The sequence below is a fragment of the Sorangium sp. So ce726 genome, assembly GCF_051521405.1.
In the GTDB taxonomy this organism is placed as follows: domain Bacteria; phylum Myxococcota_A; class Polyangia; order Polyangiales; family Polyangiaceae; genus Sorangium.
In genome coordinates, this window is the sequence record NZ_CP150349.1 from 1,453,717 (window position 1) to 1,475,775 (window position 22,059).

Below are 22,059 nucleotides of genomic sequence, written 5' to 3' on the forward strand. Positions count from 1 at the left end.
TGCGCTTGGCAGGGGCAGGGGCGTGAAGATCGCCAGCAGGCCGCGGGCCAGACCGAGCCGGCCCGCCGCTCTTACTGCGCTCTCACTGGAGGATGGCCGGGGACGGATTCCCCGTATAGACCTGCGAGCAGCGGGGCTTCTTTGCGTCGGACGGGCAGCGGAGCCCCTGGTAGTAGCTCAGCGTGTTTGCCAGGGGGGCATAGCCGCTCGGGACCTGGAGCTTCGACACCGAGCCGAAGTAGGCGAGGCACGCGTCGCGCCACCAGCGCGCCTCGTAGTGCTGGATCTCCAGGAAGTCGCTCACGTCACCGAAGCGCTTGCCATCGATACGGCCCTCGACGGACTTCCATGTCTCTCGCATGACACCCACCTCATCGACGCCCTGGCTGTAACGATGGACGAGCTCCTCCCAGACCGTCCTTCCCGACTTCAGCTTGTCTTGCCAGCCGACGCGGTGGAAGAAGAGCACGAGATCGTCCGGCACCGTGTCCCGGCTCCCAAACTTCTGTCCCACCTGCGCAGCGTACTGGGCAACAGCGTTGCTGCCCGACGAGGTGCGGTTGAAGCCGATGTTGTTGGCGTCCGCCTTGTGATAGTAGACCGGGTTCCACTCGGCGCGGCTCAGGCTGTTCAGCCACGGCCCTGGCCCGTAGTGATGGTCGTTGCCCATGATGTGGACAAGGCCGAGGGGCGTCATGTAGTCGACAAGCGCCTCGCGTGACTCCATCATGATCTGAACGACCGGCTCGACGACGACGGGATCGTTCGAGAATGTCTGCCGGACCCACTCCTCTGCGATGGCCTCCGAGGAGAGGTCCGGGTTCCACGCCAGGCGTCCGAACACGTACCAGTTCGCCTGGTTCATCTGCGATCCAGTCCAGTTCGCGTCGTCACCGACGTTGGCGACGCCCGAGATCGCGGTGGTCGTGTACTTGTGGAGGGTGCCGTCGATGACCCGCGCCACGGTCGAGCCCTCGCCGCCCGCGTAGGTGTCCGCCTTGAGGACCTCCTCGTAGAGCGGGCCGAGATAGGCGAGGTGCGTGTCCTCGCCGAGGTACTCCTTCGTGATCTGGAGCTCGAGGGCGAGGGGCGTCTTCGGCATGGCCCCGAACAGCGGATGGAACGGCTCTCGGGGCTGGAAATCGAGCGGGCCGTTCTTGGCCTGCACGAGGACGTTGCTCTTGAATTTGCCGTCCAGAGGCTTGAACTCTTCGTAGGCCTGCTTGATGCGGTCAGGAGGGCTGGTGTCCGAGTAGACGAAGGCGCGCCATATCACGATGCCATTGTGCGGCGCGAGGGCGTCGGCGAGCATGTTGGCGCCGTCGGCGTGGGTCCGCCCGTAATCCTGCGGCCCCGGCTGCCCCTCGGAGTTCGCCTTCACAAGGAAACCCCCGAAGTCGGGGATCTGCTGGTAGATCTCGTTGACCTTGTTCGTCCACCATTGCTTGACGCTGGAGTTGGTCGGATCGGCCGTGCTCTGGTTGCCGATCTCGACCGGCGCGCTGAAGCGGGCCGTGAGGTAGACCTTGATGCCATAAGGGCGGAAGACGTCGGCGAGCGCCTTGACCTTCGTGAGGTACGATGGCGTCAGCACCTGCGCGTTGGCGTTCACGTTCGTCAGCACGGTCCCGTTGATGCCGATGGAGGCGTTGGCCCTCGCATAGTCCTTGTAACGGGGAGAGATCGTGCCGGGCAGCGCGCCCCAGTCCCAGATGGATCGGCCCGCATAGCCGCGCTCCACGCTGCGATCGAGGTTGTCCCAGTGGTTCAGGATGCGATGGCCGATCTTCGGAGAGCCGGTGAGCGACAGCTTGTCGAGGGCGCTGTGACTCTGGACGTGCCGGAGGAGCGCGAAGGTGCCATAGAGCACGCCCACCTCGGTGTTGCCGGCCACGGCGATCACCGGTTGGCCTCCGACGTCAGCGGCCTCGACGAGGTAGCCCTCGGGGCCCAGGGCGCCGAGGCGCGATGCGAGCGGCAGGCCCTTGATGGCGTCCGCGGCGGCCGTCCCGATCACCACGGCGCCCGGTCCGTCGACGGCCGCGCCGGTCGCGACGGTTCCGCCCGTCAAGCCGCTAAGCCCTTTGACGAGCTCGGCCTCCGCGATGTCGAGGCTCGCGCCGGTCCCCGACTTGACCACGCGCTTGAAGGCCGCCTGATACTCCGCGAGGCGCCCCGGAATTGGCACCTTCGGGTACCTGAGCCAGAGGTCTGCGCCCGTCTCGTCGGACAGGGCGTTCGGCACGGGGTACTCCTCATCGGAGCCCGACATTCCGCCCGTGCTCCCGGTCGATGCTCCCGTGTCCCCGCCACCCTGGCCGACCGACGCGCCGCCGCCTGTGCCGCTGTTCGCGCTGCTGTTCGCGCCGCTGCTCGCGCCGCCTGTGCCGGTGGCCCCGCTGGGGCTCCCCGCCGAGCTGGAGCCGCCGCTGCCGGTCACCCCGTTCGGCTCATCGGTGCCGCTCGAGGAGCAGGCGCCCGCGAGCGCCGCGCTCAAGAGCCCGACAACAAGGAGCGGTACCCTCAGGATCTTCATCGAGTGAGGCCGTCTGGTGGGCGGTCGACCCGCGCAACGTGACATCTTGTTTTCCGAAGGAGGCGCCATCTGAATCAGCCTTTCCATGGAGGGTGGCTTGGGAAAGAGAGTGAACAAACCGATTCGTGGATCTCGGGGGTGAATCTCGACGCCCGTCAAGGGCTAAACGCGCCGTGCAAGACTGCAACGCACCGCGGCTCCGCCATGCCTTGCCCACCTCGTCAGAGGTCGCTTCTTGTGCGGTCGTGCGCGAAGTGTTCAGCGCTCCTGCATTTCTGGAGGGGTTCGGGCAGAAAACGTCAGGAATGCGGACTGAAGCTGCCAATAACCGTGATCGATGTGCCTTCGACTGGGAATGCTCACGTGATCGCGCTGCGGTCCAGTGTCTCCACAGCACCTTCACAGCGGGGTCGATCGCCCACGAGATCTGGAAGGGGCTCGGCCTGCCCGACAAGATGGGCTACTGGCAGCTCGGCGGCCACAATCACTGCCAGTTCCCCTCGGCGCAGCGGGCGATCCTCGAGGCGTACGTCAAGAAGTTCCTTGTCGGCGGCGGCATCGCGGACACCAACGTGCTCAGGAGCGACGGGGCGAAGGCCGATCTGGCCAGGTGGATGAAGTGGACGGCGCCGGCGCTCGAGTGACCGCTCCAGGCGAGGCTCGCCTCCAGAGGCCCGACCCGGCGCCACATCGTGGATCGGCGCAGGACCACGCGGTGGCCGTGGTATGCCACCGTGGTGTCCAGCGCCGCTGATCCCTCTGCTCCTCCGCCGCCGCCCGCCTTCGAGGCCAATGACTACAGCTGGCTCGTCGGCTTCGAGGGCGACTGGCGCGACACCTGGTGGAACCGCGATTTTCTCGAGCTCGTCGCCCGCCGGCTCCGGCTCGACGAGGTGCGCGCGGCGGTCGACGTCGGCTGTGGCGTCGGGCACTGGGGTCGTACCCTCCTGCCCGTGCTCCACGGCGACGCCACCCTGGTAGGCGTCGATCGCGAACCGTCGTTCGTAGCGCGCGCCGCCGCCGAGGCCGAGGCGTGCGGGGTCGCGGCGCGCACGTCGTACCGGGAGGGCCTTGCCGAGGCCCTCCCGCTGCCCGACGCGAGCGTCGACCTCGCCACCTGCCAGACGGTCCTGATGCACGTCGCCGACCCCCTCCGGGTGCTGCGCGAGATGCGCCGCGTCCTCCGCCCCGGCGGCCTCCTGCTGGCGGTCGAGCCGAACAACTTCGCCGAGAAGGCCACCGCCCTGGTCACCGCGCCCGGCCTGTCGCGCGCCGACCGGCTCGCGCTGCTCGAGCTCGAGGCCATTTGCCAGGACGGCAAGCGCGGGCTGGGACAGGGGGACAGCTCGGTGGGCGAGCGGCTGCCAGGGCTGCTCCGCGAGGCAGGGCTCGGCGATCTCCACGTGGTCCAGTCGGACAAGTGCGCCCCGCTGATCCCGCCGTACGAGACGCCCGCGGAGCGCGCGGAGCTGCGCCAGATGCTGGCATGGATCGACGGCGGCATCTGGCTCGGAACGGGCGGCACCCGCGACCAGGCCCACGCCTGGTATCTGGCCGGCGGCGGCGATCCGGCGCAGTTCGAGCGGCTGTGGGCGATCGCGATGCAGGAGGCGCGCGCGTGGAAGCAGGCCGCGCTCGCGCGCACGGTCGACGGGGCGCGCGGGGTGACGTTCTATCTGGTGTCGGGGCGCAAGCCGGCGTGACGCCCGGCCTCGGAACGTCGTAGTTGGACGATGGCACGCGCCCAGGCGGCCTGAGCGGCAACAGCACGATCCGGCCCGGTGTGCGGGGGACGTGAACCATGTCGTCTCAGGGCGGTGCTATCATTACATTGCCGGACTCAGCGGTAGGGAGATCGCGCTCGCTCCGGCGTCTCCTGGGTTCGTCGTGGCATACCCCGTGTTGCGGGGGTGCTGCCGAGTAGCACGGCGAGATCCCCGCGTGTCGTCGCACGGAAAGGCCCCTGTCGATGTCGCTCGATGCCTGAAGCGATTACCGAGGTGTCGTCACTTTTGCGGGAAACTGAACGAGCCTCATGGGGTTCTGTGTTCGAGCCAAGGCGTGCAACGTGGCTGTAAACTGCGCCGAATGCGCGCCGAGCCGAATGGGGTCGAAAAGCTGCAAACATCGCAAACACGCGAAACAAAGCGATCGGCTCAGATGAATCAGATGAAAGATAAAAAAGAGTCTTGACTTTCGGTCCGTATTTGTATGAATGTTCTAATCCCCCTTGGCGTCCCGGACCGTAAAAAACCGGGCGCCGCGTCGGTCGCTGGATGTTGAAGGACCGACTCGGGGGGAGATTGCTGCCCGGAGCACTCGCTCCTTGCAGCTGCGTGTCCGAGTTGCTCTTGCTTTCTCATGGTGCTCCGCCCCATCGCGGGGTACCCGCATGTGAGTATCTGTCCGACGAACACCGTGGTTGCCAGGCATGTGGTCGGCAAGGTCCGCGAGGCGTCCATCAACAGGCGCACGCTGGCCGGAAATTTTGAACTCTAACCAATAGAACGGGGGGTTGCAGCCGTCTCGCTGGTGCACGTATCCACCTCGAGCAGAAGCCCGCGACTCAGCCGTTCCCATCATGGAGAACCTTATGCGTACCACTCGCTTGCTTGGCTGCCTCTCTGCTTCGTTCGCTATCGGTCTGCTCGCGTGCGCCGTCGAGCCCATCGAGGAAGAGGATCTCGACACGCTGGACGGCGCCCTGGACAGCGCTGACGGCTCGGTGTCGGCGGATATCGCGATTCAGTCGGACTGGGGGAGCGGCTACTGCGCGAACGTGACGGTGAAGAACAAGTCCCGCTCCCCGGCCACCACCGGCTGGAGCGTGGGCGTCCGGCTCAACGGCTCGACCCTGGCCAATTCGTGGAACGTGACCTCTACGGTCTCGAGCGGACAGCTCAACGCCACGAACGCGAGCCACAACGGAGCCATCACCCTGAACGGCTCGACGGCGTGGGGGTTCTGCGCAAACGGCAGCGGGCGGCCCGCGGTCGCGTCGGTCACCGGCAGCGGAGGCACGGTCGTCGGCACGGGCGCGTCCTCCTCGTCGAGCAGCAGCGCGAGCTCGTCGTCGAGCAGCAGCTCCTCGTCGAGCAGCAGCTCTTCATCGAGCAGCAGCTCGAGCTCGTCGAGCAGCAGCTCGTCGTCGAGCAGCAGCACGGGAGGGGGAGGCTCAGGCGGGACAGGCGGCACCGGCGGTGAGGGTGGCTCCGGTGCGGGCGGCTCTGGCGGGTCGGGCGGCACCGGCGGCTCCGGCGGGAGCACGGGCGTGGTCGAGGACAGCGGCGCGAACTGCCCCAAGCCGACGTTGCCTGCCGCCTCGTCTCTCCCGGTGTTCGACACGCATCACGATCCGTTCCTGAGCTTGAGCGGTTCACGCATCACGAAGAAGTCGGAGTGGGCGTGCCGGCGTGCGGAGATCAAGTCGCAGGTCGAGACGTATGAGTCGGGATCGAAGCCCGTGGTGTCCAAGGACAATGTCACGGGGCAGTTCTCGGCGAACAGGCTGACGGTCAACGTCAACGACGCAGGGAAGAGCGCCTCCTTCTCCATCAACATCAGCCGGCCTGCCGGCGCGCCTGCTGGTCCGATCCCGCTTGTCATCGGCATCGGCGGTTCGAATCTGGACAACAGCGTGTTCACCCAGAACGGCGTCGCGATGGCGACCTTCGACAACAACGCGATGGGCGCGCAGAACGGCGGCGGCTCGCGCGGGACGGGCACGTTCTACAACCTCTACGGCAGCAACCACTCGGCCAGCTCGATGATCGCGTGGGCCTGGGGCGTGAGCCGGATCATCGACGCGCTGGAGAAGACCCCGGGGGCCAACATCGACCCGAAGCGCATCGCCGTGACGGGTTGCTCGCGCAATGGCAAGGGGGCCCTCACGGTCGGCGCGTTCGACGAGCGCATCGTGCTGACGATCCCCCAGGAGTCGGGCGCCGGAGGCTCGGCGAGCTGGCGCGTCTCGCAGGCGGGCGCCAACGCCGGGGAGAACGTGCAGACCCTCTCCAGCGCGGCCAGCGAGCAGCCGTGGTTCCGCGCGAACTTCGGCTCGACCTTCGGCAACCGGGTGACGTCCTTGCCCTTCGATCATCACATGGTCATGGGGCTCGTCGCGCCGCGCGCGCTGCTCGTCATCGACAACAGGATCGACTGGCTCGGCATCAACAGCACCTTCACGGCGGGGTCCATCGCCCAGCAGATCTGGAAGGGGCTCGGGGTGCAGGACAAGATGGGCTACTGGCAGACCGCCGCCCATTCCCACTGCGCGTTCCCGTCCTCGCAGAGGGCGGCCCTCGAGGCGTACGTGAAGAAGTTCCTCGTCGGCGGCGGCACCGCGGACACCAACCTGCTCAAGGGCGACGGGGCGACGGCCGATCTGGCGAAGTGGATGAAGTGGACGGCGCCGACCCTCCAGTAACCGCTCGTGGCGAAGGGGCGCCTCGCAAGGGGCGCCCCGGCCGGCGCCCGCCCGGGCGGCGGTGATCGCGTGCGGAGCGTCGCTCGGGCTTCCGAAGCTCGCTCCGCGAACCGGGCAGCCCTCCGCTGCGCACACGGTTCGCGCATACCACGGCAAAACCAAGTTCACTTCGACAGCGTAGCGGCACGCTTCGCTTGCCTCGGCCGGTAACCCCTTATCGGAGCGGCTCGTGACCGGCGTCTGTGCACGTATGTCGATTTTCTTGCGGCACGCTGAATGCGTGGGACACGCTGGACGGACGATTTTGCCCCAATCCCTCCCATCCTTGTGATCCAATCGGAGATCCCGCCGCGGGCGGCGCGACCTGCGCCGTCCCCCTGCGCCCGACCGCACCTGCCCATGGCCGAGGTGCGTCTCGGGGCCGTTACCAGAATGCCATAAAGAAGGTGTCTCAGATGCGAACGCACGGTAAGAACAGGACAGCTCTGCATTGGGTGCTCGTGATGGGAGGCGCGCTGCTCGGCGTGCTCGACAGCGGCGCGACCGCGATGGCGCAAGCCGAGGGCTACTTCACGAGCTGGCAGGCGTTCGAGCCAACCAACCCCGAGATTGTCCAGAACGGGGGAGACATCGCCGCGGTGGGGTGGGCAGAGCGGGGCGACTACGACGACGTGATCATCAGCAACACCCTGGCCGGGGTCCCGACGGGGCTCGAGACCAGGGGGTGGGGCCTGGCGAAGCTGGACCCTGCGCTCGATTGGATCAGCAGCAACGGTTATGCGCTCGATTACCTGTTGATGGACATCGAGGGGGACACCCAGACGCAATACGATCTGCTCCTGGACAACGTCGACCGCGTTCGAACCGACCCGGACGCGGATATCTCAGGGGCGTACGTGGGCAACTATGGCTACTACCCTGGGATGAGCGTTGATACGTCCGGCGCGTGGCCCTGGAATGTCGGTGAGCAGTTCAAGATCGATCGAGAGAATATCTACACTACGTCAGGCATCAACGTCGCGATGCCGGTGGCGTACAACTCGAGCCAGTCGGCGTTGCATATCGCCTCCTCGATCAATGGCGTGCCTTATGTCGGCGGAACGGCGCCCACCCAGATTTCCGCGATTTTTTGGAACGGGCTCGAGACGGTGAGCGTGGCGGCGCGCCACCTTCCTGCTGGTGATCTGTTGATTCCCTATATCGCGGACTTCGTCAACAAGCCCAACTATGGTGTGCCTCAGTCGCAGGTCCTCCTGCCGACGGACAACGTCGCACAAGTCCAGCACTACCGGCTCCGCGGGGCTGACGGGTTCAGGACGTGGGAGGTCAACGTCAACCAGTCGGGGGCAACCACCTACTACTACCAGACGTATGGCAACGTCGTCACCGCGACGCTCGCGTTCACCGCCGACATGGCGGACGCGTGGCAGGCGCTGGACGGCGTGTTCGCGCGGGACGGCGAGCTGCGCACCCTCAACCTGGCGACCAACAAGAACGCCGGCATCGAGTGGTCCGGCGTTCAGAGAGGGGGCCGCGTCGATGTGCTGGTGAGCAACATGAACACCACGACGCAGCACGCCGACTGGTCTCATGTGGCGGCGCTGCCCTCCCAGTCGCCCGACGTCGCTTACCACGACCACGTGCGCCTTCAGTATGAGGCCTGCACCATGGATCGCGAGGACTACGAGCAGCACGTCTTTGGCAACGCGATGAACAACCAGGGCGCGAACAGCTGGTCGGGGGCGAACCCGGACAAGTTCGCGATCGGCTCGCCGCCGGGAAGCGGGAATGTCTCCGAGCAGAGCATCGTCTCCACGGGCGGCTACAACGGCAAGGTGGCCTGGTCCGCGTTCGATGGTCCGAGCTTCAACAGCACGGACAAGGTCGTCTACTCGGGTCTCCTCTACAATGCCATCTCGGGCGTCACGTTCGAGCCGATCAACGTGGCCGGCGGGAGCCCGACGGGCTACGCCCTCCCCGCCTACCAGGGGCCGACCGTTTCCATGGCCTGGGGGGCGCTCCGTCTTCGTTCTGGCTATGACGGCGGAGATCTCTATCAAGCCGTCAACATCCCCGCCACGATGGGTAAATGGCTGGAGGTGAAGATGGTCGTCAATCCCACTGTGGGCACCGGCCTTGGCTCACTCTACGTCCGCAATGTGACGGACGGGCAGAAGGGCTTCACGCGCGTCGTCTTCGACAACCTCAATACGACCGGCGTGACCGAGCGGGTGCTGTACGTCCCGCTCGTCCTGGGCGTGAACAGGAACCCCTCGAATTTCAATGGATTCATCGTGGCGGCCTACGGTGACAGCAACGCCGTGGATGACCTCTCGATGGGGTACTACGTGCCGCAGATGAATGACAATTTCGACCATTATCAGTCTGGCGTTGCCATGGACAGCCAGGTCGTTCCGCAGCTCGTGTGGAAGGGGCCGGCCTCCGGCGGGCCAGGGCAGCTCACGGCTGCTGCGCCGTACGGCACCGGCAATCCCTCGACGCTCGCGGTCCGTCCGACGGGCTCGAACTTGGCCCAGGCCTGGTGGGAGACCGAGCGGCCCGACCATGACGCGAGCGACCTGACGGTCTATTCCGGCCAGCTGTACGGCACCACAGGTGTTTACTTTGCTCCTGTCAACACGGCCACCAGCGCGAGCAATGGCCTTACCCCGAACAACTACGTCGGGTTCCTGGTCCAGTTCGAGCAGGGGCAGCTGCGCCTCCGGGGGTCGCGGGACAGCGGTGAGCTGTACAAGGCGACCAACTTCGCGCCGGCCTCGGGCAAGTGGTATGACATTCAGGTGCAGGTCGACCCGAACCGCGACATCGACGGCGTCGCGGGGGGTGACTTCGGCGCTGCGCGTGTCTGGGTGAAGAACCTGACGGACAACACCGCTCCGGTCCTCGTCGATTTTGACAAGATCTCCACGACCGGCGTCGTGGAGTCATTGCTGGAGGTGCCGCTGTTCCTGAACGCGACGATCCGGAACCCGTCCAGGTGGAACGGCTGGGAGATCGGCGGTATCAACTCGAGTGTTCAGGTGGATAACCTGCGTTCGGCCTTGTATCCGTACCTCGATTTTGTTGGCCGAAACCAGTATATCGCCGATTGAGGGCCGTCAGGGCGGCTCGGAGCGCCGTGGGCTCTAGGCGCTCCCGCGGGCCCCTCCTTGGCCCGGGCGCCCTCCGCTCAGCCGCTGTCCGAGGAGCTGCTTCGCGCGCTCCGCGAGCCGCAGCTCCTCCTGCCGGACCTCGCTGAAGAAGGAGGCGAGCTCTTGATCACCCTGCTTCTTCGCATCCTGGATGTACTGGGAGTGGGTCTCCGCGCCCTTGAGCGTATGGTAGAGCACGCTGACCAGGTTGTAGTCCTTGTCGGGGACCACGCTGCTCTCGCTGCGGCCCTCCTGTAGGCCGGAGCCCTGCTGCCCCTGCGCGCCCGCTCCCTGCTTCTGCTCGGTCGCCATGTCAAACCTCCTCGACTCCCCCCACCGGGGCGGGGCAATGCAAGCGGGAGACCGCGCAGCGGGAAGCCCCTGTGTCGAGGGGTTCGCGCCAGCAGCGCGGTCGCTCCACCCCGCCTGTCGCGTCCTGCTACAGCAGGCAGACGCTCGCGCAGGATCGCGCCACCCTGCGCGCGTACCCCCTCAGCGGAGAAGGCCGCGCGCGCGCTCGACGCAGCCCGCGCCAGGCCATCGCAACAGGCGCTGCTCAGCTCGCAGGAGACGCCCCCCGGGCCGCCCGACGCGCTGACCCCGGCGGCCTCACAGAAGGCTCCTCCTCTCCCGCCTTCTCATCGCAATCGCACGTCATCAGCGTTGTTCTCTCCGCTCTGGTCGGATCTTCCGGCGTGTTGGCGACTGCCGAGACTGCCCATCGTGGACACGTGGTGATCGCCCCCACGGCAGCGAGAACTCGTGCGGTTCCAGGCCGGGGCGAGCTGATACGCTGCGCCTCACGCACCAGCTCGTCCCTCTGACCCCTGGCCCCATCCGTCCATGAAATCACGGTCTCGCGGCTTTCCTCTCTCTCTTCACACTCTCGCTCCGGCGCTCGCGTGCGTCGCGCTCGCGGCCGCGGCGTGCGGCTCGGACGCCACCGGGCCGAGCGAGCCGCGGGACACCGGCGTCCATCCGCGGCTCCTCGCGCGCCCGGAGCACCGCGACCTCCTGCGCTCGCGCGTCGATCGCGAGCCCTACGCCTCGATCCTCGCCACCCTGAAGCGCCGCGCTGACCGCCCCTACGAGGAGGAGCCCGACCCCGCTTCATGGGACCACGTGACGAACGGCAACAACGCCTCGACCGCCCAGGCGAATGCCCTCCTCGCCTGGGCCTTCGAGGACCGGGCGGCGGCCGACAAGGCGCGCGAGTTCCTGCGCCGGCTCCAGACCAACTGGGACACGAACACGGTCCTCGACATGAACATCCGGATGGCGAAGGTCCTCATGGGGTACACGAACGCGTGGGACCTCCTGAGCGCCACGCCGTGGTTCCCCGCCGAGGAGTCCACCCAGGCCGAGGGCAAGATCACCGACATCACCGGTCAGTTTTTCGCCAAGTACCTCGAGCAGGATTTCTATCGAGATCTCCTGCTGCGCCCCGCGCAGAACAACCACCCGATCCGGACCGCCGACGCGATCGGTTATGTGGCGCTCGCGTTCCCCGAACACCCGGCGGCCGCGACCTGGTGGAACTGGTCGATCTCGGAGCTCGACTACCTCTGGGGGCCGGAGGGCCAGTACGTGCAGCCCGACGGCGGGGCGTCCGAAGGCCCGTATTACTCCGGCTTCGCCTGGGGGCCCACGGCGGCGTTCTTCATCGCCCTCGACAACGCGCTCGCGGGCGAAGCGTCCTTCACCCGGGACTGCCGCACGCGCTCCAACGAGGACCCGTGGGCCGGACACGGCTGCGTTGACGGTGAGCAGGGCGCGCTTTCGGTCCCGCTGCGCGGAGGGCTCTTCACGAAGGCCGTCGACTGGTCGCTCTCGCTGCGACTCCCCTGGGGCAGCCGGCCCCCGGTCGACGATGGCGTCTTCACCCCGTTCAACGGGAGCCCGCTGCTCACCTCCTTCGGCGGAGGCGGGGAGTACCTGTGGGACTGGGAGCAGAACCGCGACCCCCAGGCCATGGAGTTCGGCGCTGACCTCGTCGCCCATCACCTGCTCTACGTCGACGACGCCGTGGCCCCCGAGGCGCCGCGCGTCCTCACGCGTTTCTTCCCCGACACCGGCCACGCGGTGTTCCGCTCGGACTGGGGCGACGACGCGCGCTGGCTCCTGCTCCTCGCGGAGCACGGCTCGGCGCGCAAGGCGATCCACGATCACGTGGACGGCACGTCGTTCTCCCTCGCGGCCTACGGAGAGTACCTGTTGATCGACGCCGGCTACTACAAGCCCGATTCGCTCGACAACGCCAAGACCAGCCAGTCGCCGTCGCACAACGTGATCCTGATCGATGGCCGGTCCGCGCCGGACAAGGGGCTCTTCAACAATTTCGGCGACGCGGACGCCTTCCTCCGGAACACCCACGACGGCGACGCCGTCGACTACGCGGAGGCGCACCAGGACTACCAGGACACGCACGTCGAGCGATCTGTGGCCTTCATCGACGGCCGCTACTTCGTGGTCGGCGACCGCCTCTCGACGTCGCACCCGGCGGCCCGCACGCACGCGTGGCGGCTGCACGGCTACGCCGGGCTCACCTCCGGCGGCACCTTCGAGCTGCTCCCCGACGGCGGCCGATGGGAGCGGGCGCGGGCGGGCGTCGAGGCGCGCGTGCAGTCGACGTCGCCGGGGCTCGCGGTCGTGGAGCCGCCGTACACGCCGCTCACGGTGCCCCACGTCCACGAGTTCGAGGAGGACCGCGAGGCCGCCGACCACGCCGTCATCGACGCCACGGTGGAGTCCGAGGCGCCGGGGTTCCTGGCGGTGCTCCTGCCCTACAAGGTCGGCGTGGACGCGGGCCCCGACGCGCCGCTCCAGGCGGCGCCGATCGCGGCGGAGCCCGGCGTCGTCGCGTGGCAGATCGAGAGCGACGGCGGGACCGACGTGGCGGTGCTGCGGAGCAAGGGAGCCCCGGAGGCGCTGGCGCTGCCTGGGGGGCAGGTCCTCGAGACCGATGCGGAGCTCGTCGTGCTGAGGATCGAGGGCGAGCGGCCGTTCGCGCTGATGGCGCGGGGTACGAGGGTGCTCCTCGACGGGAACCCCCGGGTCACCTCGCCCGACGCCACCGGCCTTGCCGTGGAGGAGTGAGATGCCGCCGAGACCCCGCCCTCCCATGTCGCGCACGTCGCGCTTCCGCGCGGTGCTCGTCGCTGCCGCCGCGTGCGTTGCCGCGGCCAGCGGGTGCTCGGGGGAGCCGGGCGCCGGGCAGCCGGCCAGCTCCGGCGCGGAGTGCACACCGACGTCACCGTCGGCGGAGGACGCGTTCGCTCGCGAGCGCGCGCCCGACTCCGAGAGCATCGCGCTGGCGCGCGCCATCGCCGACCGCTGGATCGCCGAGCACCCGGCGGAGTCGCTCTCGTGGGACTGGGGCGAGGGCACGGTCATGCTCTCGCTGGTCGAGCTGTACCGCGTCACGCAGCACTCCCCGTACCGGGACTACTACCGGCGCTACATCGATCGCCACATCGAGTACGGCTACGAGATCACGACCAGCGACCGCTGCCCGCCGGCCACCGCCGCGCTCGCGCTCCACGAGGAAACGTGCGCGGCTCCCTACGCGAAGGTCGTCGACGACGTGCTCCGCTACCTCTACGAGGAAGCCCGCCGGACGGAGCAGGGCGGCATCAACCACCTCGGCGTGTCGCCGCTGTTCGAGCCCACCCTCTGGGTCGACTCGCTGTTCATGTTCGGCAACGTGCTCATCCGCGCCGGCGAGCGCTCGGGCGAGGCGCGTCCGCTCGACGAATTCTCGAATCAATTCCAGATCTTCACGTCGCTCCTCCAGGACGAGCCCGGGCTCTTCCGGCACGCCTACAACTGGGCGGCGCCGCAGGATCCGGACGTGTACTGGGCGCGCGGCAACGGCTGGGTCACGGCGGCCGGCTACGAGTACCTGCGCGTGCGCGCGGCGCGCGGGGAACGCGACGACGCCGTGGCCGGGGCGCTCGAGCGGCAGGTCGCGGCGGTCCTGGGCGCGCAGGACCAGGACAGCGGCCTGTGGTGGACGATCATGAACCGCCCGGGCGAGATCTACCTGGAGACGAGCGCGACGGCCCTCTTCGCCGTCGGGCTGGCGCGCGGGTTGCGCCACGGCTTCCTCGACGCCTCGGTGCGCCCCGCCATCGACCGCGCCATGGCGGGGGTGCGCTCGCGCATCGAGGAGGACGGGGCCGGGCGGCCGGTGGTGACCGGAACCTCGGGGCCCACGACGGTGGGAAAGCTCGAGGATTACGCGGCGGTCGAGCTCCGCGACGACCTCTCGTACGGCGTCGGGGCCGTGGTCCTGGCGCTCGTCGAAACGTCCGGGCTGTAGCGCCTCCTGCGCCACGCTCGCCGTGGCCTCGGCGCGCGAGCGCCGCGCTCCTGCGCTGCGGTTGCCTTGCTGCTGCGCTTCGCCTACGCCTCAGCGCGTCCGCCGGCCTTCGCAGCAGGATGGCCGGAGCGACGAGAGCGGCGCACCCTGGTGCGTCACGCGCGGGTCTGGCGAGCCGGGCTCGCGCGGGCCGTGGCCGTCCCGCGGACGGCGCGCAGGCCACCGCCGAGGACCCTCATGTCTGCACTCGTGAAGCTCGACGCGATCACCAAGGTCTACTGGATGGGCGAGGTGGAGGTGCAGGCGCTCCGCGGCGTCTCCCTGGAGCTCTCGCGGGGCGAGATGGTCGCCATCATGGGCGCCTCGGGGTCGGGCAAATCGACGACCCTGAACGTCATCGGCACGCTCGACCGCCCCACCGGCGGCCGTTACCTCCTCGACGACGAGCCGGTCGAGGACCTCGACGAGGTCGAGCTGGCCCAGCTCCGCAACCGCAAGATCGGGTTCGTCTTCCAGTCGTTCAACCTCCTGCCGCGCGACACCGCCCTCGCGAACGTCGAGCTGCCGATGGTCTACGCCGGCGTCCGGCCGGCCGACCGGCGGGCGCGGGCCGCGCGGGCGCTCGCGCGCGTCGGCCTCGAGGACCGGGCGCACCACCTGCCGAACCAGCTGTCCGGCGGCCAGCAGCAGCGCGTGGCGATCGCCCGCGCCATCGTCAACGAGCCGCCGCTCCTCCTCGCGGACGAGCCGACCGGCGCGCTCGACTCCGCCACCACCGGGCAGGTCATGGAGCTCTTCTGTGCGCTGCATGCGCAGGGGATGACGGTCGTCGTCGTGACCCACGACCGCTCGATCGCCGACTACGCCACGCGCGTGGTCACCTTCAGGGACGGCGCCATCGTCGAGGACACCGGCCCTCGCGGCCGGCGCGTGGACGTCTCGTCGTCGGTTCCTGGACCAGCGCCATCGGTTCCTGGACCGTCGTCGTCGCCTCCTGGAGGCCTCTCGTGAGCGCCCGGCGTCGGCGGCGCCTCTGGCCGTGGCTCGTCGGGGCGCTGGCGCTCGCCGGGGGCGGCGCCGTCGTCCTCGCGAAGGCCGGCGGCGGCCCCGCGCCCATCGACCCAGCGCTCGTCGTGACCGCGAAGCGCGGCGACCTCGCCGTCGAGATCCTCGAGACCGGGCGCATCGAGGCGCGCGAGCAGGTCGAGCTCAAGTCCAAGGTCGCGGGCCAGGTCGCCGAGGTGCTCGCGGACGAGGGCGCCCGGGTCCAGAAGGACCAGCTGCTGCTCGTGCTCGACCCGACCGACTACGAGCGCGAGGTCGCCCGCGCCGAGGCCGAGCTCGCCCGGGCCAGGGCCGCCGCGGGCTTCGCCAAGCGCGTCGTCGCGCAGCGAACCGCCGGCGTCGAGGCCAGCGTCGTCCCTGCGCAGGAGCTCGACACGGCCAAGCACGACCTCACCGAGAAGACCGTCGCCATCCGCCTCGCCGAGGTCGCGCTCAGCGCCGCCAGGGACCAGCTCCGGTACACGAAGATCTCCTCGCCCCTCGACGGCACCGTGATCCAGCGCAACATCGAGCCCGGCGAGGTCGTCACGCCGGGGGTGCAGTCGACCTTCAACGGCAAGGCGCTGCTCACCGTGGCCGATCTCTCGACGCTCGTGGTGAAGGTCGACCTCAACCAGATCGACGTGGCCAAGGTCGCGCTCGGCCAGACGGCGACCCTGACGCTCGACGCCCTGCCCGGCAAGACGTACGGGGCCAGGGTCACCAAGATCGCGCCCGCCTCGGTGAAGCTCGAGGGCCGCGAGGTCGACGTCTTCCCGGTCGAGGCCGAGCTCACCCAGATCGACGGCCTCATCAAGCCCGGCATGACCGCCGACGTGCGCATCCGGCTCGACAGCAGGCCGGGCGTGGTCTCGCTGCCCATCGAGGCCGTCTCCGACGAGGGCGGCAAGCAGCTCGTCACGCGCGTCGTCGACGGCCCCGACGGCAAGCAGACGACCGAGAAGGTCGAGGTCGCGCTCGGCGCGCGCAACGATCGCGACGTCGAGATCGTGAACGGCGTCCCGGAGGGGGCCCGCGTGCTCATCAACCCGCCCTCGGCGGCCGCGAACGAGACGAAGATGTGAGGTGGTCCGCCTACCTCGCGATCGCCGCGAAGGCCCTCTCGGCGCACAAGCTGCGGTCGCTCCTGACCGTCCTCAGCATCACGCTAGGCGCCTTCGCCATCGTGCTCATGACCTCGCTCGCGGAGGGCGGCCTGCTCACGCTGGGCCGCGGCATCGAGCAGCTCGGCGGGGCGCGGCTCATCCTCGTCGTCCCGAAGGCGCCGGAGCGCGCCGAGCGGAAGAAGACAATGTACGTCACCGGCTTCACCCGCCGGGATCGCGATCGGCTCGCGCGCGGCGTCCCCCACGTCGCCGAGCACACGATGTACGCCATGCTCGGCTCGCGCGACGTCACCTCCGACGAGGGCAAGGAGGATCGCACCGACTTCGTCGCGGCCGATAGCGGCTTCCTCGACGCCTTCCGGATGCCCGTCGCGCGCGGCCGAACGTTCTCCGACGAGGAGGACCGCCGCCGGGCCCGGGTCTGCGTCGCCGGCCCGAAGCTCGCGGCGCGGCTCTGGCGCGGCGACCCGATCGGCCGGTGGGTGACGGTCGGGGCCCTGCGCTGCCGGATCATCGGCGTGCTGGCCGACGCCGATCGGATGGGCGTCAACTTCGGCTTCAGCTGGGTCGACCTGCTCGTCGCCCCGCTCGACACCGCGGCGGACGTCGAGAAGGCGGTGAGCACCTCGGCGCTGCTCGTCATCAAGACCGATGACGTCCGCAACAACGACCCGGTGAAGCGCATCATCAACGCGCTCCTCGTCGACCGCCACCACGGCGTCGACGACTTCACCCTCCTCGATTTCAGCAGCATCATGCAGAAATTCGAGGCCATGTTCGCCACGATGAAGGCGATCGTCGGCCTCATCGCGGGCGTCGCGCTGCTCATCGGCGGCGTGGGCGTGATGAACATGATGCTCGTGAGCGTGTCCGAGCGCGTGCGCGAGATCGGCATCCGCAAGGCGCTCGGGGCGTCGCCGCGCGACATCAGCGCGCAGTTCCTGGCCGAGGCGGCGCTGCTCTCGGGCTTCGGCGGCCTGCTCGGGGTCGTCGGCGGCGCCGCCGCGGCCGAGCTCGCCTCGTCGATCATCCGCCGCTTCACGCCGAGCTGGATCGGCGCGGTCTCCACGCCAGCCGTGGTCGCGGCGCTGCTCGTCTCCTCCGGCGTGGGCGTGGTCTTCGGGTGGCTGCCGGCCCAGCGCGCGGGCCGGCTCGACCCCGTGGCGGCGATGCGGCGATGAGGCTCGACGATCTCCTCCACTCGGCGCGCGCTGTGGTCGCCGACCGGACCCGCGCCGCGCTCACGCTGCTCGGCATCATCATCGGCACCGGCTCGATCGTGCTGCTCGCCTCGCTCCTCGCGGGCGGCGAGGAGGCGCTCCTCCGGGCGAGCCAGCAGGCCGTGGAGGCCGACCTCATCCAGGTCCACCCCGCGGAGGTGAGCGTCAACGACCGGCGCCGCACCCGGCGCGATCTCTCGCGGGACGACGCCCGCGCGCTCGCCGCCTCGCGCGCCCTCGGCGGCGCCTCGGCCCTGAGCGAGTCGGTGCGCCCGACCGAGGCCCGTTCTGGCGCCAAGAAGAAGCGGATCTCCCTCGTCAGCGCCGTGCCGGCGGCGCCGGCCCTCTACGACCTGGAGCTCGCGGCGGGCCGGTTCCTCGTCGAGGCGGATCTCGCGGCGCGGCGGCGCGTGTGCGTCGTCGGCCACGAGGTCTGGGCCGAGCTCTTCGGCGGCCCTCCGGCGCGGGCCGAGCAGGCCGAGCCCCTCCACATGACGGCCGACGGCCACGTGTGGACGGTCGTCGGCGTGCTCCAGGACCGGCCGATCATCGGCTCCACGGACGACACGAACATCTGGAACCGCAAGGTCCTCGTCCCGGAGACCACCTACGATTCGCTCTACGCGCCGTCGCACAGGACCGACCGCCTGTACGTCCGGCAGGATCCGCTCGTCACGGTCCGGACGCCGCTCGCCGCGCTCCGCGGCGTCATCGACGCGACGCTCAAGCGCCGCCATCACGGGGTGAAGAACTTCAGGATCGAGGACGAGGAGAGCCACGGCCAGGAGCGGCTCGTCCTCGACATCATCAAGATGCTGCTGCTCAGCACCGGCGTGGTCGCGCTGATCGTGGGGGGCATCAACATCATGAACATCATGCTGGTGACCGTGACCGAGCGGACGCGGGAGATCGGCATCCGCCGCGCCGTTGGGGCCTCGCCGCGCGCGATCCTGCTGCAGTTCCTGTGCGAGGCGGCGGCCGTCTCGCTGCTCGGCGGCGTGCTCGGCGTGCTCTCAGGGCTGGCCCTCTCCTGGCTCGCCAGCGCGCTGCTCGCGCAGATGGTCGGCCGCTGGGCGTTCCAGGTCGAGCCCTGGTCGCTCTTCCTCGGCCTCGGCCTCTCGGTCACGATCGGCGTGGTCTTCGGCTTCTACCCGGCCTGGCGCGCCGCGCGGCTCGACCCGATCGAGGCCCTCCGCTCGGAGTAGCAGCTCCTCACGTCCTCACGTCGTCGCGGCGGCCTCGGTCGTTCCGCCGCCGTCCGCGCTCTCCTCGGGATCTCGCTTCGCGTGCGGGAAGCGGTCCATGCGGCTGAGCACGGGGAAGCCGAGGGCCCACAGCACGGCGACCACGAGGGTGGCGCTTCCGCCGAGGAGGATGGCGCGGAGCAGGCCGAACCAGCTGGCGGTGAGGCCGGACTCGAACTCGCCGAGCTCGTTGGAGGCGCCGATGAACACCGCGTTCACCGCGCTCACCCGCCCTCGGATGGAGTCCGGCGTCTCGAACTGCACGAGGATGTGGCGGATATAGACGCTCACCATGTCGCCTGCGCCGACGAGGAACAGGGCGATGAGCGCGACGGTGAAGCTCTGGGTCTGCCCGAGGCCGATGGTGGCGAGCCCGAACACGGCGACGCCGCCGAACATCCAGCGGCCCACCTGGCGCGTGATCGGCCGGAAGGCGAGCACGCCGGCGGTGATCGCGGCGCCCGCGGCCGGCGCCGTGCGGAGCAGGCCGAGGCCGGTCGGGCCGGCGTGGAGCACGTCGCGCGCATACGCGGGCAGGAGCGCGACCGCGCCGCCGAACAGCACCGCGAACAGGTCGAGCGAGATCGCGCCGAGCACCGCCGGCTTCGACCAGACGAAGCGCAGCCCCTCGAGCACCGCGCTCCACGACGTCGGCTCGGCGCGCCTCGCCTGCTGGGCCGCGCGCACCAGGCTCATGAGCACGAGAGAGACGAGGAGCAGCGCCGCGACGATCGAATACACGATCTTCGACCCGGCGAGGTAGAGGAGCCCGCCGAGCGTCGGCCCGACGATGACGGCGACATGGAAGCTCGATGAGCTGAGCGCGACCGCCTTGCTGAAGCTGTCCTGCGGCACCAGGTTCATCAGGATCGCCTGCTGCGCCGGCATCATGAAGGCGCGCGCGCTGCCGAACAGCACGAGCACCGCGAACACGGGCCACACAACGGTCAGGCCCGACACCGTGAACGCGAGCAGCAAGAGGGAGCAGAGCAGCTCCACGGCGAGGCCGACCGTGATGATGCGGCGCCTGTCGAACCGATCCGCCGCCTGGCCGGCGAAGAGGATCAGCGCGAAGAAGGGCGCGAACTGGGCGAGGCCGATGAGGCCCAGATCGAAGACATCGCCGGTCAGCGCGTAGACCTGCCAGCCGATCGCGACGCTCTGCATCTGCACCGCGACCGCGGAGAGCAGCCTCGCCGCGAGGTAGAACGCGAAGCTCCGGTGGCGCAGCACGCCGAGCCCGGTGAGGTTGTTGGAAGACATCTCGGCGCCTGCGGCGGCCCTGGAGGGGTGATGTGGACTCTCGCTCATACAGGATGAGCACTAGGGCATGTCGCGACCGAGTCCAGGAGTCGCGCCGCCGTTATCAGCACACGCGGCGTGTGCGATGGGCGATTCGCAATTCGCCATGAACCGCAACATCCGTACCAAGATCCCCGTGCTCGCGGTGGTGGTCTGGGCGGCGCGCCTCGGGCGCGATCAGGCCGCGAGCGCGCCGAGGGGGCGCCGTTGCTGCTGCTCCAGCAGCAGCCGGTGGTGCTCGGCTGCGTCGCCACGAGCAATGCCCGTGGCGAGCGCGTCAGCCCTGCGCGAGCCGGGTGAGCGCCTCGCCGGTGAGGCGGTGGACGGTCCACTCGTCCATCGGCTTCGCGCCGAGCCTCCGGTAAAAGCCGAGCGCCGGCTCGTTCCAGTCGAGCACGGACCACTCGAAGCGCCCGCAGCCGCGCTCCACCGCGAGCTTGGCGAGGTGCACGAGCAGGGCCTTGCCGTGGCCTCCTCCGCGGTGCTCCGGGAGCACGAAGAGGTCTTCGAGGTAGATCCCGGGCTTGCCGAGGAAGGTGGAGAAGCTCTGAAAGAAGAGGGCGAATCCCACCGGGATCCCCTCCGCTTCGGCCAGGACGACCTCGGCCGCCGGCCTCGGGCCGAAGAGGTGCGCTTCGAGCTCTCTCTCCTCGAAGGTGACCTCGTGCGCGAGCCGCTCGTACTCGGCGAGCATCCGGATGAGGCGGGCGATGGTGGGGATGTCGGCGGCGGTGGCGGGGCGGATCATGGCGTCTCTCCGGCGGGTCATACCGCATCGTCGCGCCGCGGTGGAGGGAGTAGGCTCCCCGCCTGCATGACCATGACGACGCCGCCCTCCGCCGCCGGCCCGCGCTGGCTGTACCTGCACGGCTTCGCCTCGGGCCCGAGCTCGACCAAGGGGGTCCGGATCGCCGCGCACTTCGAGGGGCGCGGGGTCGCCGTCGAGCGGCTCAACCTGCGGGTGCCCTCGTTCGAGCGCCTGCGCCTCAGCGCGATGATCGGCGCCGTGAAGCAGGCGATCGGCGGCGATCGCGACCGGGCGGTGGTGATGGGCTCGAGCCTCGGCGGCCTCACCGCGTGCCGCGTCGCCGAGGAGGACGCGCGGGTGTGCGCGCTGATGCTGCTCGCGCCCGCGTTCCGGATCATGGAGCGATGGCGGCTGCGGCTGGGCGAGGAGGGCTTTCGGGCGTGGCAGGAGCAGGGGTGGCTGGAGGTCGACGACTACGCGGAGAAGAAGCGAGCCCGGGTGGATTTCGGCTTCGCCGCCGACGCGGCCGAGGTGGATGAGCGCTCGGGGGGCTGGCCGGACGTGCGTGTGCCCACGCTGATCATCCATGGCCGGAGCGACGAGGTGGTGGACATCGAGCTCTCGCGGACGTTCGCCGCAGGGAAGCGGCATGTCCGGCTCATCGAGGTGGACGACGGCCACGAGCTCGTCGCCTCGATCCCGCGCATCCTCAGCGAGGCAGACGAGTTCCTGCGCCATTTCCTCGCCGGCTGACGAACACCCGTTGCCGCCTGGACCGAGGACGCTGAGCGTCTGTTCAGCGCGGTCAACTGGATACGCCGGTTGGCCGTCCCCTCAACAGCCGACTGGCATTCTATGCGAGAAGGGCACAGCTATCAAGAGCGAAGCGCGCCGCTTACAGATCGTGGGCGACCGGCCGCGGATCGGCCGCGGTCGAGC

Annotated in this window: 16 protein-coding genes and 1 pseudogene; 13 read left to right on the forward strand and 4 right to left on the reverse strand. The window is 69.2% G+C overall.

Translation table 11 applies throughout. The annotated features are described in order from the left end of the window. Positions 1-82: 82 nt before the first annotated feature. Positions 83-2,272 (reverse strand): alpha-glucuronidase family glycosyl hydrolase, encoded by a 2,190-nt coding sequence (locus WME79_RS05425; RefSeq protein ID WP_437532812.1) that lies wholly within the window; start codon positions 2,270-2,272, stop codon positions 83-85. Positions 2,273-2,300: 28 nt separating this feature from the next. Between WME79_RS05425 and WME79_RS05430 the strand changes: the two genes are divergently transcribed. The 6 genes and pseudogenes from WME79_RS05430 (at position 2,301) to WME79_RS05455 (ending at position 10,075) form a co-directional block, all read left to right on the forward strand. Beyond that, positions 2,301-2,543: a hypothetical protein gene (locus tag WME79_RS05430; RefSeq protein ID WP_437532815.1), complete on the forward strand. Its 243-nt coding sequence runs from the start codon at positions 2,301-2,303 to the stop codon at positions 2,541-2,543. 298 nt (positions 2,544-2,841) lie between these two features. After that, entirely contained in the window at positions 2,842-3,180 is a 339-nt protein-coding gene (locus WME79_RS05435) for a hypothetical protein (RefSeq protein WP_437532818.1), read from the forward strand. Between the two features lie 93 nt (positions 3,181-3,273). Continuing rightward, the gene (locus WME79_RS05440) at positions 3,274-4,239 is read left to right on the forward strand and encodes a class I SAM-dependent methyltransferase (protein WP_437532820.1); all 966 of its coding nucleotides are present in this window, start codon (positions 3,274-3,276) and stop codon (positions 4,237-4,239) included. 890 nt (positions 4,240-5,129) lie between these two features. Beyond that, positions 5,130-5,486, forward strand: a pseudogene (locus tag WME79_RS05445) (cellulose binding domain-containing protein); the annotation flags it as partial. 417 nt (positions 5,487-5,903) lie between these two features. Next, positions 5,904-6,962: a glucuronyl esterase domain-containing protein gene (locus WME79_RS05450; protein WP_437539769.1), complete on the forward strand. Its 1,059-nt coding sequence runs from the start codon at positions 5,904-5,906 to the stop codon at positions 6,960-6,962. Between the two features lie 455 nt (positions 6,963-7,417). After that, entirely contained in the window at positions 7,418-10,075 is a 2,658-nt protein-coding gene (locus tag WME79_RS05455; protein ID WP_437532823.1) for a hypothetical protein, read from the forward strand. A 33-nt stretch (positions 10,076-10,108) separates the two neighbouring features. Here the strand turns inward: WME79_RS05455 and WME79_RS05460 are convergent, their stop codons facing one another. Then, positions 10,109-10,426 (reverse strand): hypothetical protein, encoded by a 318-nt coding sequence (locus WME79_RS05460; RefSeq protein ID WP_437532826.1) that lies wholly within the window; start codon positions 10,424-10,426, stop codon positions 10,109-10,111. Between the two features lie 531 nt (positions 10,427-10,957). Between WME79_RS05460 and WME79_RS05465 the strand changes: the two genes are divergently transcribed. The 6 genes from WME79_RS05465 (at position 10,958) to WME79_RS05490 (ending at position 19,031) form a co-directional block, all read left to right on the forward strand. Continuing rightward, on the forward strand, positions 10,958-13,210 hold the full coding sequence (locus tag WME79_RS05465; RefSeq protein WP_437532828.1) for a heparinase II/III domain-containing protein: 2,253 nt from the start codon (positions 10,958-10,960) through the stop codon (positions 13,208-13,210). A gap of 1 nt (position 13,211) precedes the next feature. After that, positions 13,212-14,435, forward strand: a complete 1,224-nt coding sequence (locus WME79_RS05470) for a glycoside hydrolase family 88/105 protein (RefSeq protein ID WP_437532831.1) — start codon at positions 13,212-13,214, stop codon at positions 14,433-14,435. Positions 14,436-14,672: 237 nt separating this feature from the next. Next, positions 14,673-15,446 carry an ABC transporter ATP-binding protein gene (locus WME79_RS05475; protein ID WP_437532833.1) on the forward strand — a complete coding sequence of 258 codons (774 nt, stop codon included), beginning with the start codon at positions 14,673-14,675 and terminating at the stop codon, positions 15,444-15,446. Further along, on the forward strand, positions 15,443-16,564 hold the full coding sequence (locus WME79_RS05480) for an efflux RND transporter periplasmic adaptor subunit (protein WP_437532836.1): 1,122 nt from the start codon (positions 15,443-15,445) through the stop codon (positions 16,562-16,564). Before WME79_RS05475 ends, WME79_RS05480 begins: the two co-directional genes overlap by 4 nt. After that, a complete protein-coding gene (locus WME79_RS05485) occupies positions 16,561-17,787 on the forward strand; it encodes an ABC transporter permease (RefSeq protein WP_437532839.1) in 1,227 nt (408 codons plus the stop codon). The genes WME79_RS05480 and WME79_RS05485 overlap by 4 nt, the downstream gene beginning before the upstream one ends. Further along, positions 17,784-19,031, forward strand: a complete 1,248-nt coding sequence (locus WME79_RS05490; protein ID WP_437532841.1) for an ABC transporter permease — start codon at positions 17,784-17,786, stop codon at positions 19,029-19,031. Before WME79_RS05485 ends, WME79_RS05490 begins: the two co-directional genes overlap by 4 nt. Before the next feature lie 15 nt (positions 19,032-19,046). On the opposite strand, the gene WME79_RS05495 is transcribed toward WME79_RS05490, so the two are convergent. Next, on the reverse strand, positions 19,047-20,333 hold the full coding sequence (locus WME79_RS05495) for an MFS transporter (protein ID WP_437532844.1): 1,287 nt from the start codon (positions 20,331-20,333) through the stop codon (positions 19,047-19,049). A gap of 316 nt (positions 20,334-20,649) precedes the next feature. Continuing rightward, positions 20,650-21,141 (reverse strand): N-acetyltransferase family protein, encoded by a 492-nt coding sequence (locus WME79_RS05500; protein ID WP_437532846.1) that lies wholly within the window; start codon positions 21,139-21,141, stop codon positions 20,650-20,652. A 45-nt stretch (positions 21,142-21,186) separates the two neighbouring features. Between WME79_RS05500 and WME79_RS05505 the strand changes: the two genes are divergently transcribed. Beyond that, positions 21,187-21,873, forward strand: coding sequence for a YqiA/YcfP family alpha/beta fold hydrolase (locus WME79_RS05505; RefSeq protein WP_437532849.1), 687 nt, complete (start codon positions 21,187-21,189; stop codon positions 21,871-21,873). The last annotated feature ends 186 nt before the right edge of the window (positions 21,874-22,059 follow it).

Bases quoted from the DNA above. Each gene is read 5' to 3' on its own strand.
- WME79_RS05425 (WP_437532812.1), bottom strand. From the start codon at position 2,272: ATGTCGGGCTCCGATGAGGAGTACCCCGTGCCGAACGCCCTGTCCGAC.
- WME79_RS05435 (WP_437532818.1), top strand. From the start codon at position 2,842: ATGCGGACTGAAGCTGCCAATAACCGTGATCGATGTGCCTTCGACTGG.
- WME79_RS05455 (WP_437532823.1), top strand. From the start codon at position 7,418: ATGCGAACGCACGGTAAGAACAGGACAGCTCTGCATTGGGTGCTCGTG.
- WME79_RS05460 (WP_437532826.1), bottom strand. From the start codon at position 10,426: ATGGCGACCGAGCAGAAGCAGGGAGCGGGCGCGCAGGGGCAGCAGGGC.
- WME79_RS05465 (WP_437532828.1), top strand. From the start codon at position 10,958: ATGAAATCACGGTCTCGCGGCTTTCCTCTCTCTCTTCACACTCTCGCT.
- WME79_RS05470 (WP_437532831.1), top strand. From the start codon at position 13,212: ATGCCGCCGAGACCCCGCCCTCCCATGTCGCGCACGTCGCGCTTCCGC.
- WME79_RS05475 (WP_437532833.1), top strand. From the start codon at position 14,673: ATGTCTGCACTCGTGAAGCTCGACGCGATCACCAAGGTCTACTGGATG.
- WME79_RS05490 (WP_437532841.1), top strand. From the start codon at position 17,784: ATGAGGCTCGACGATCTCCTCCACTCGGCGCGCGCTGTGGTCGCCGAC.
- WME79_RS05495 (WP_437532844.1), bottom strand. From the start codon at position 20,333: ATGTCTTCCAACAACCTCACCGGGCTCGGCGTGCTGCGCCACCGGAGC.
- WME79_RS05500 (WP_437532846.1), bottom strand. From the start codon at position 21,141: ATGACCCGCCGGAGAGACGCCATGATCCGCCCCGCCACCGCCGCCGAC.
- WME79_RS05505 (WP_437532849.1), top strand. From the start codon at position 21,187: ATGACCATGACGACGCCGCCCTCCGCCGCCGGCCCGCGCTGGCTGTAC.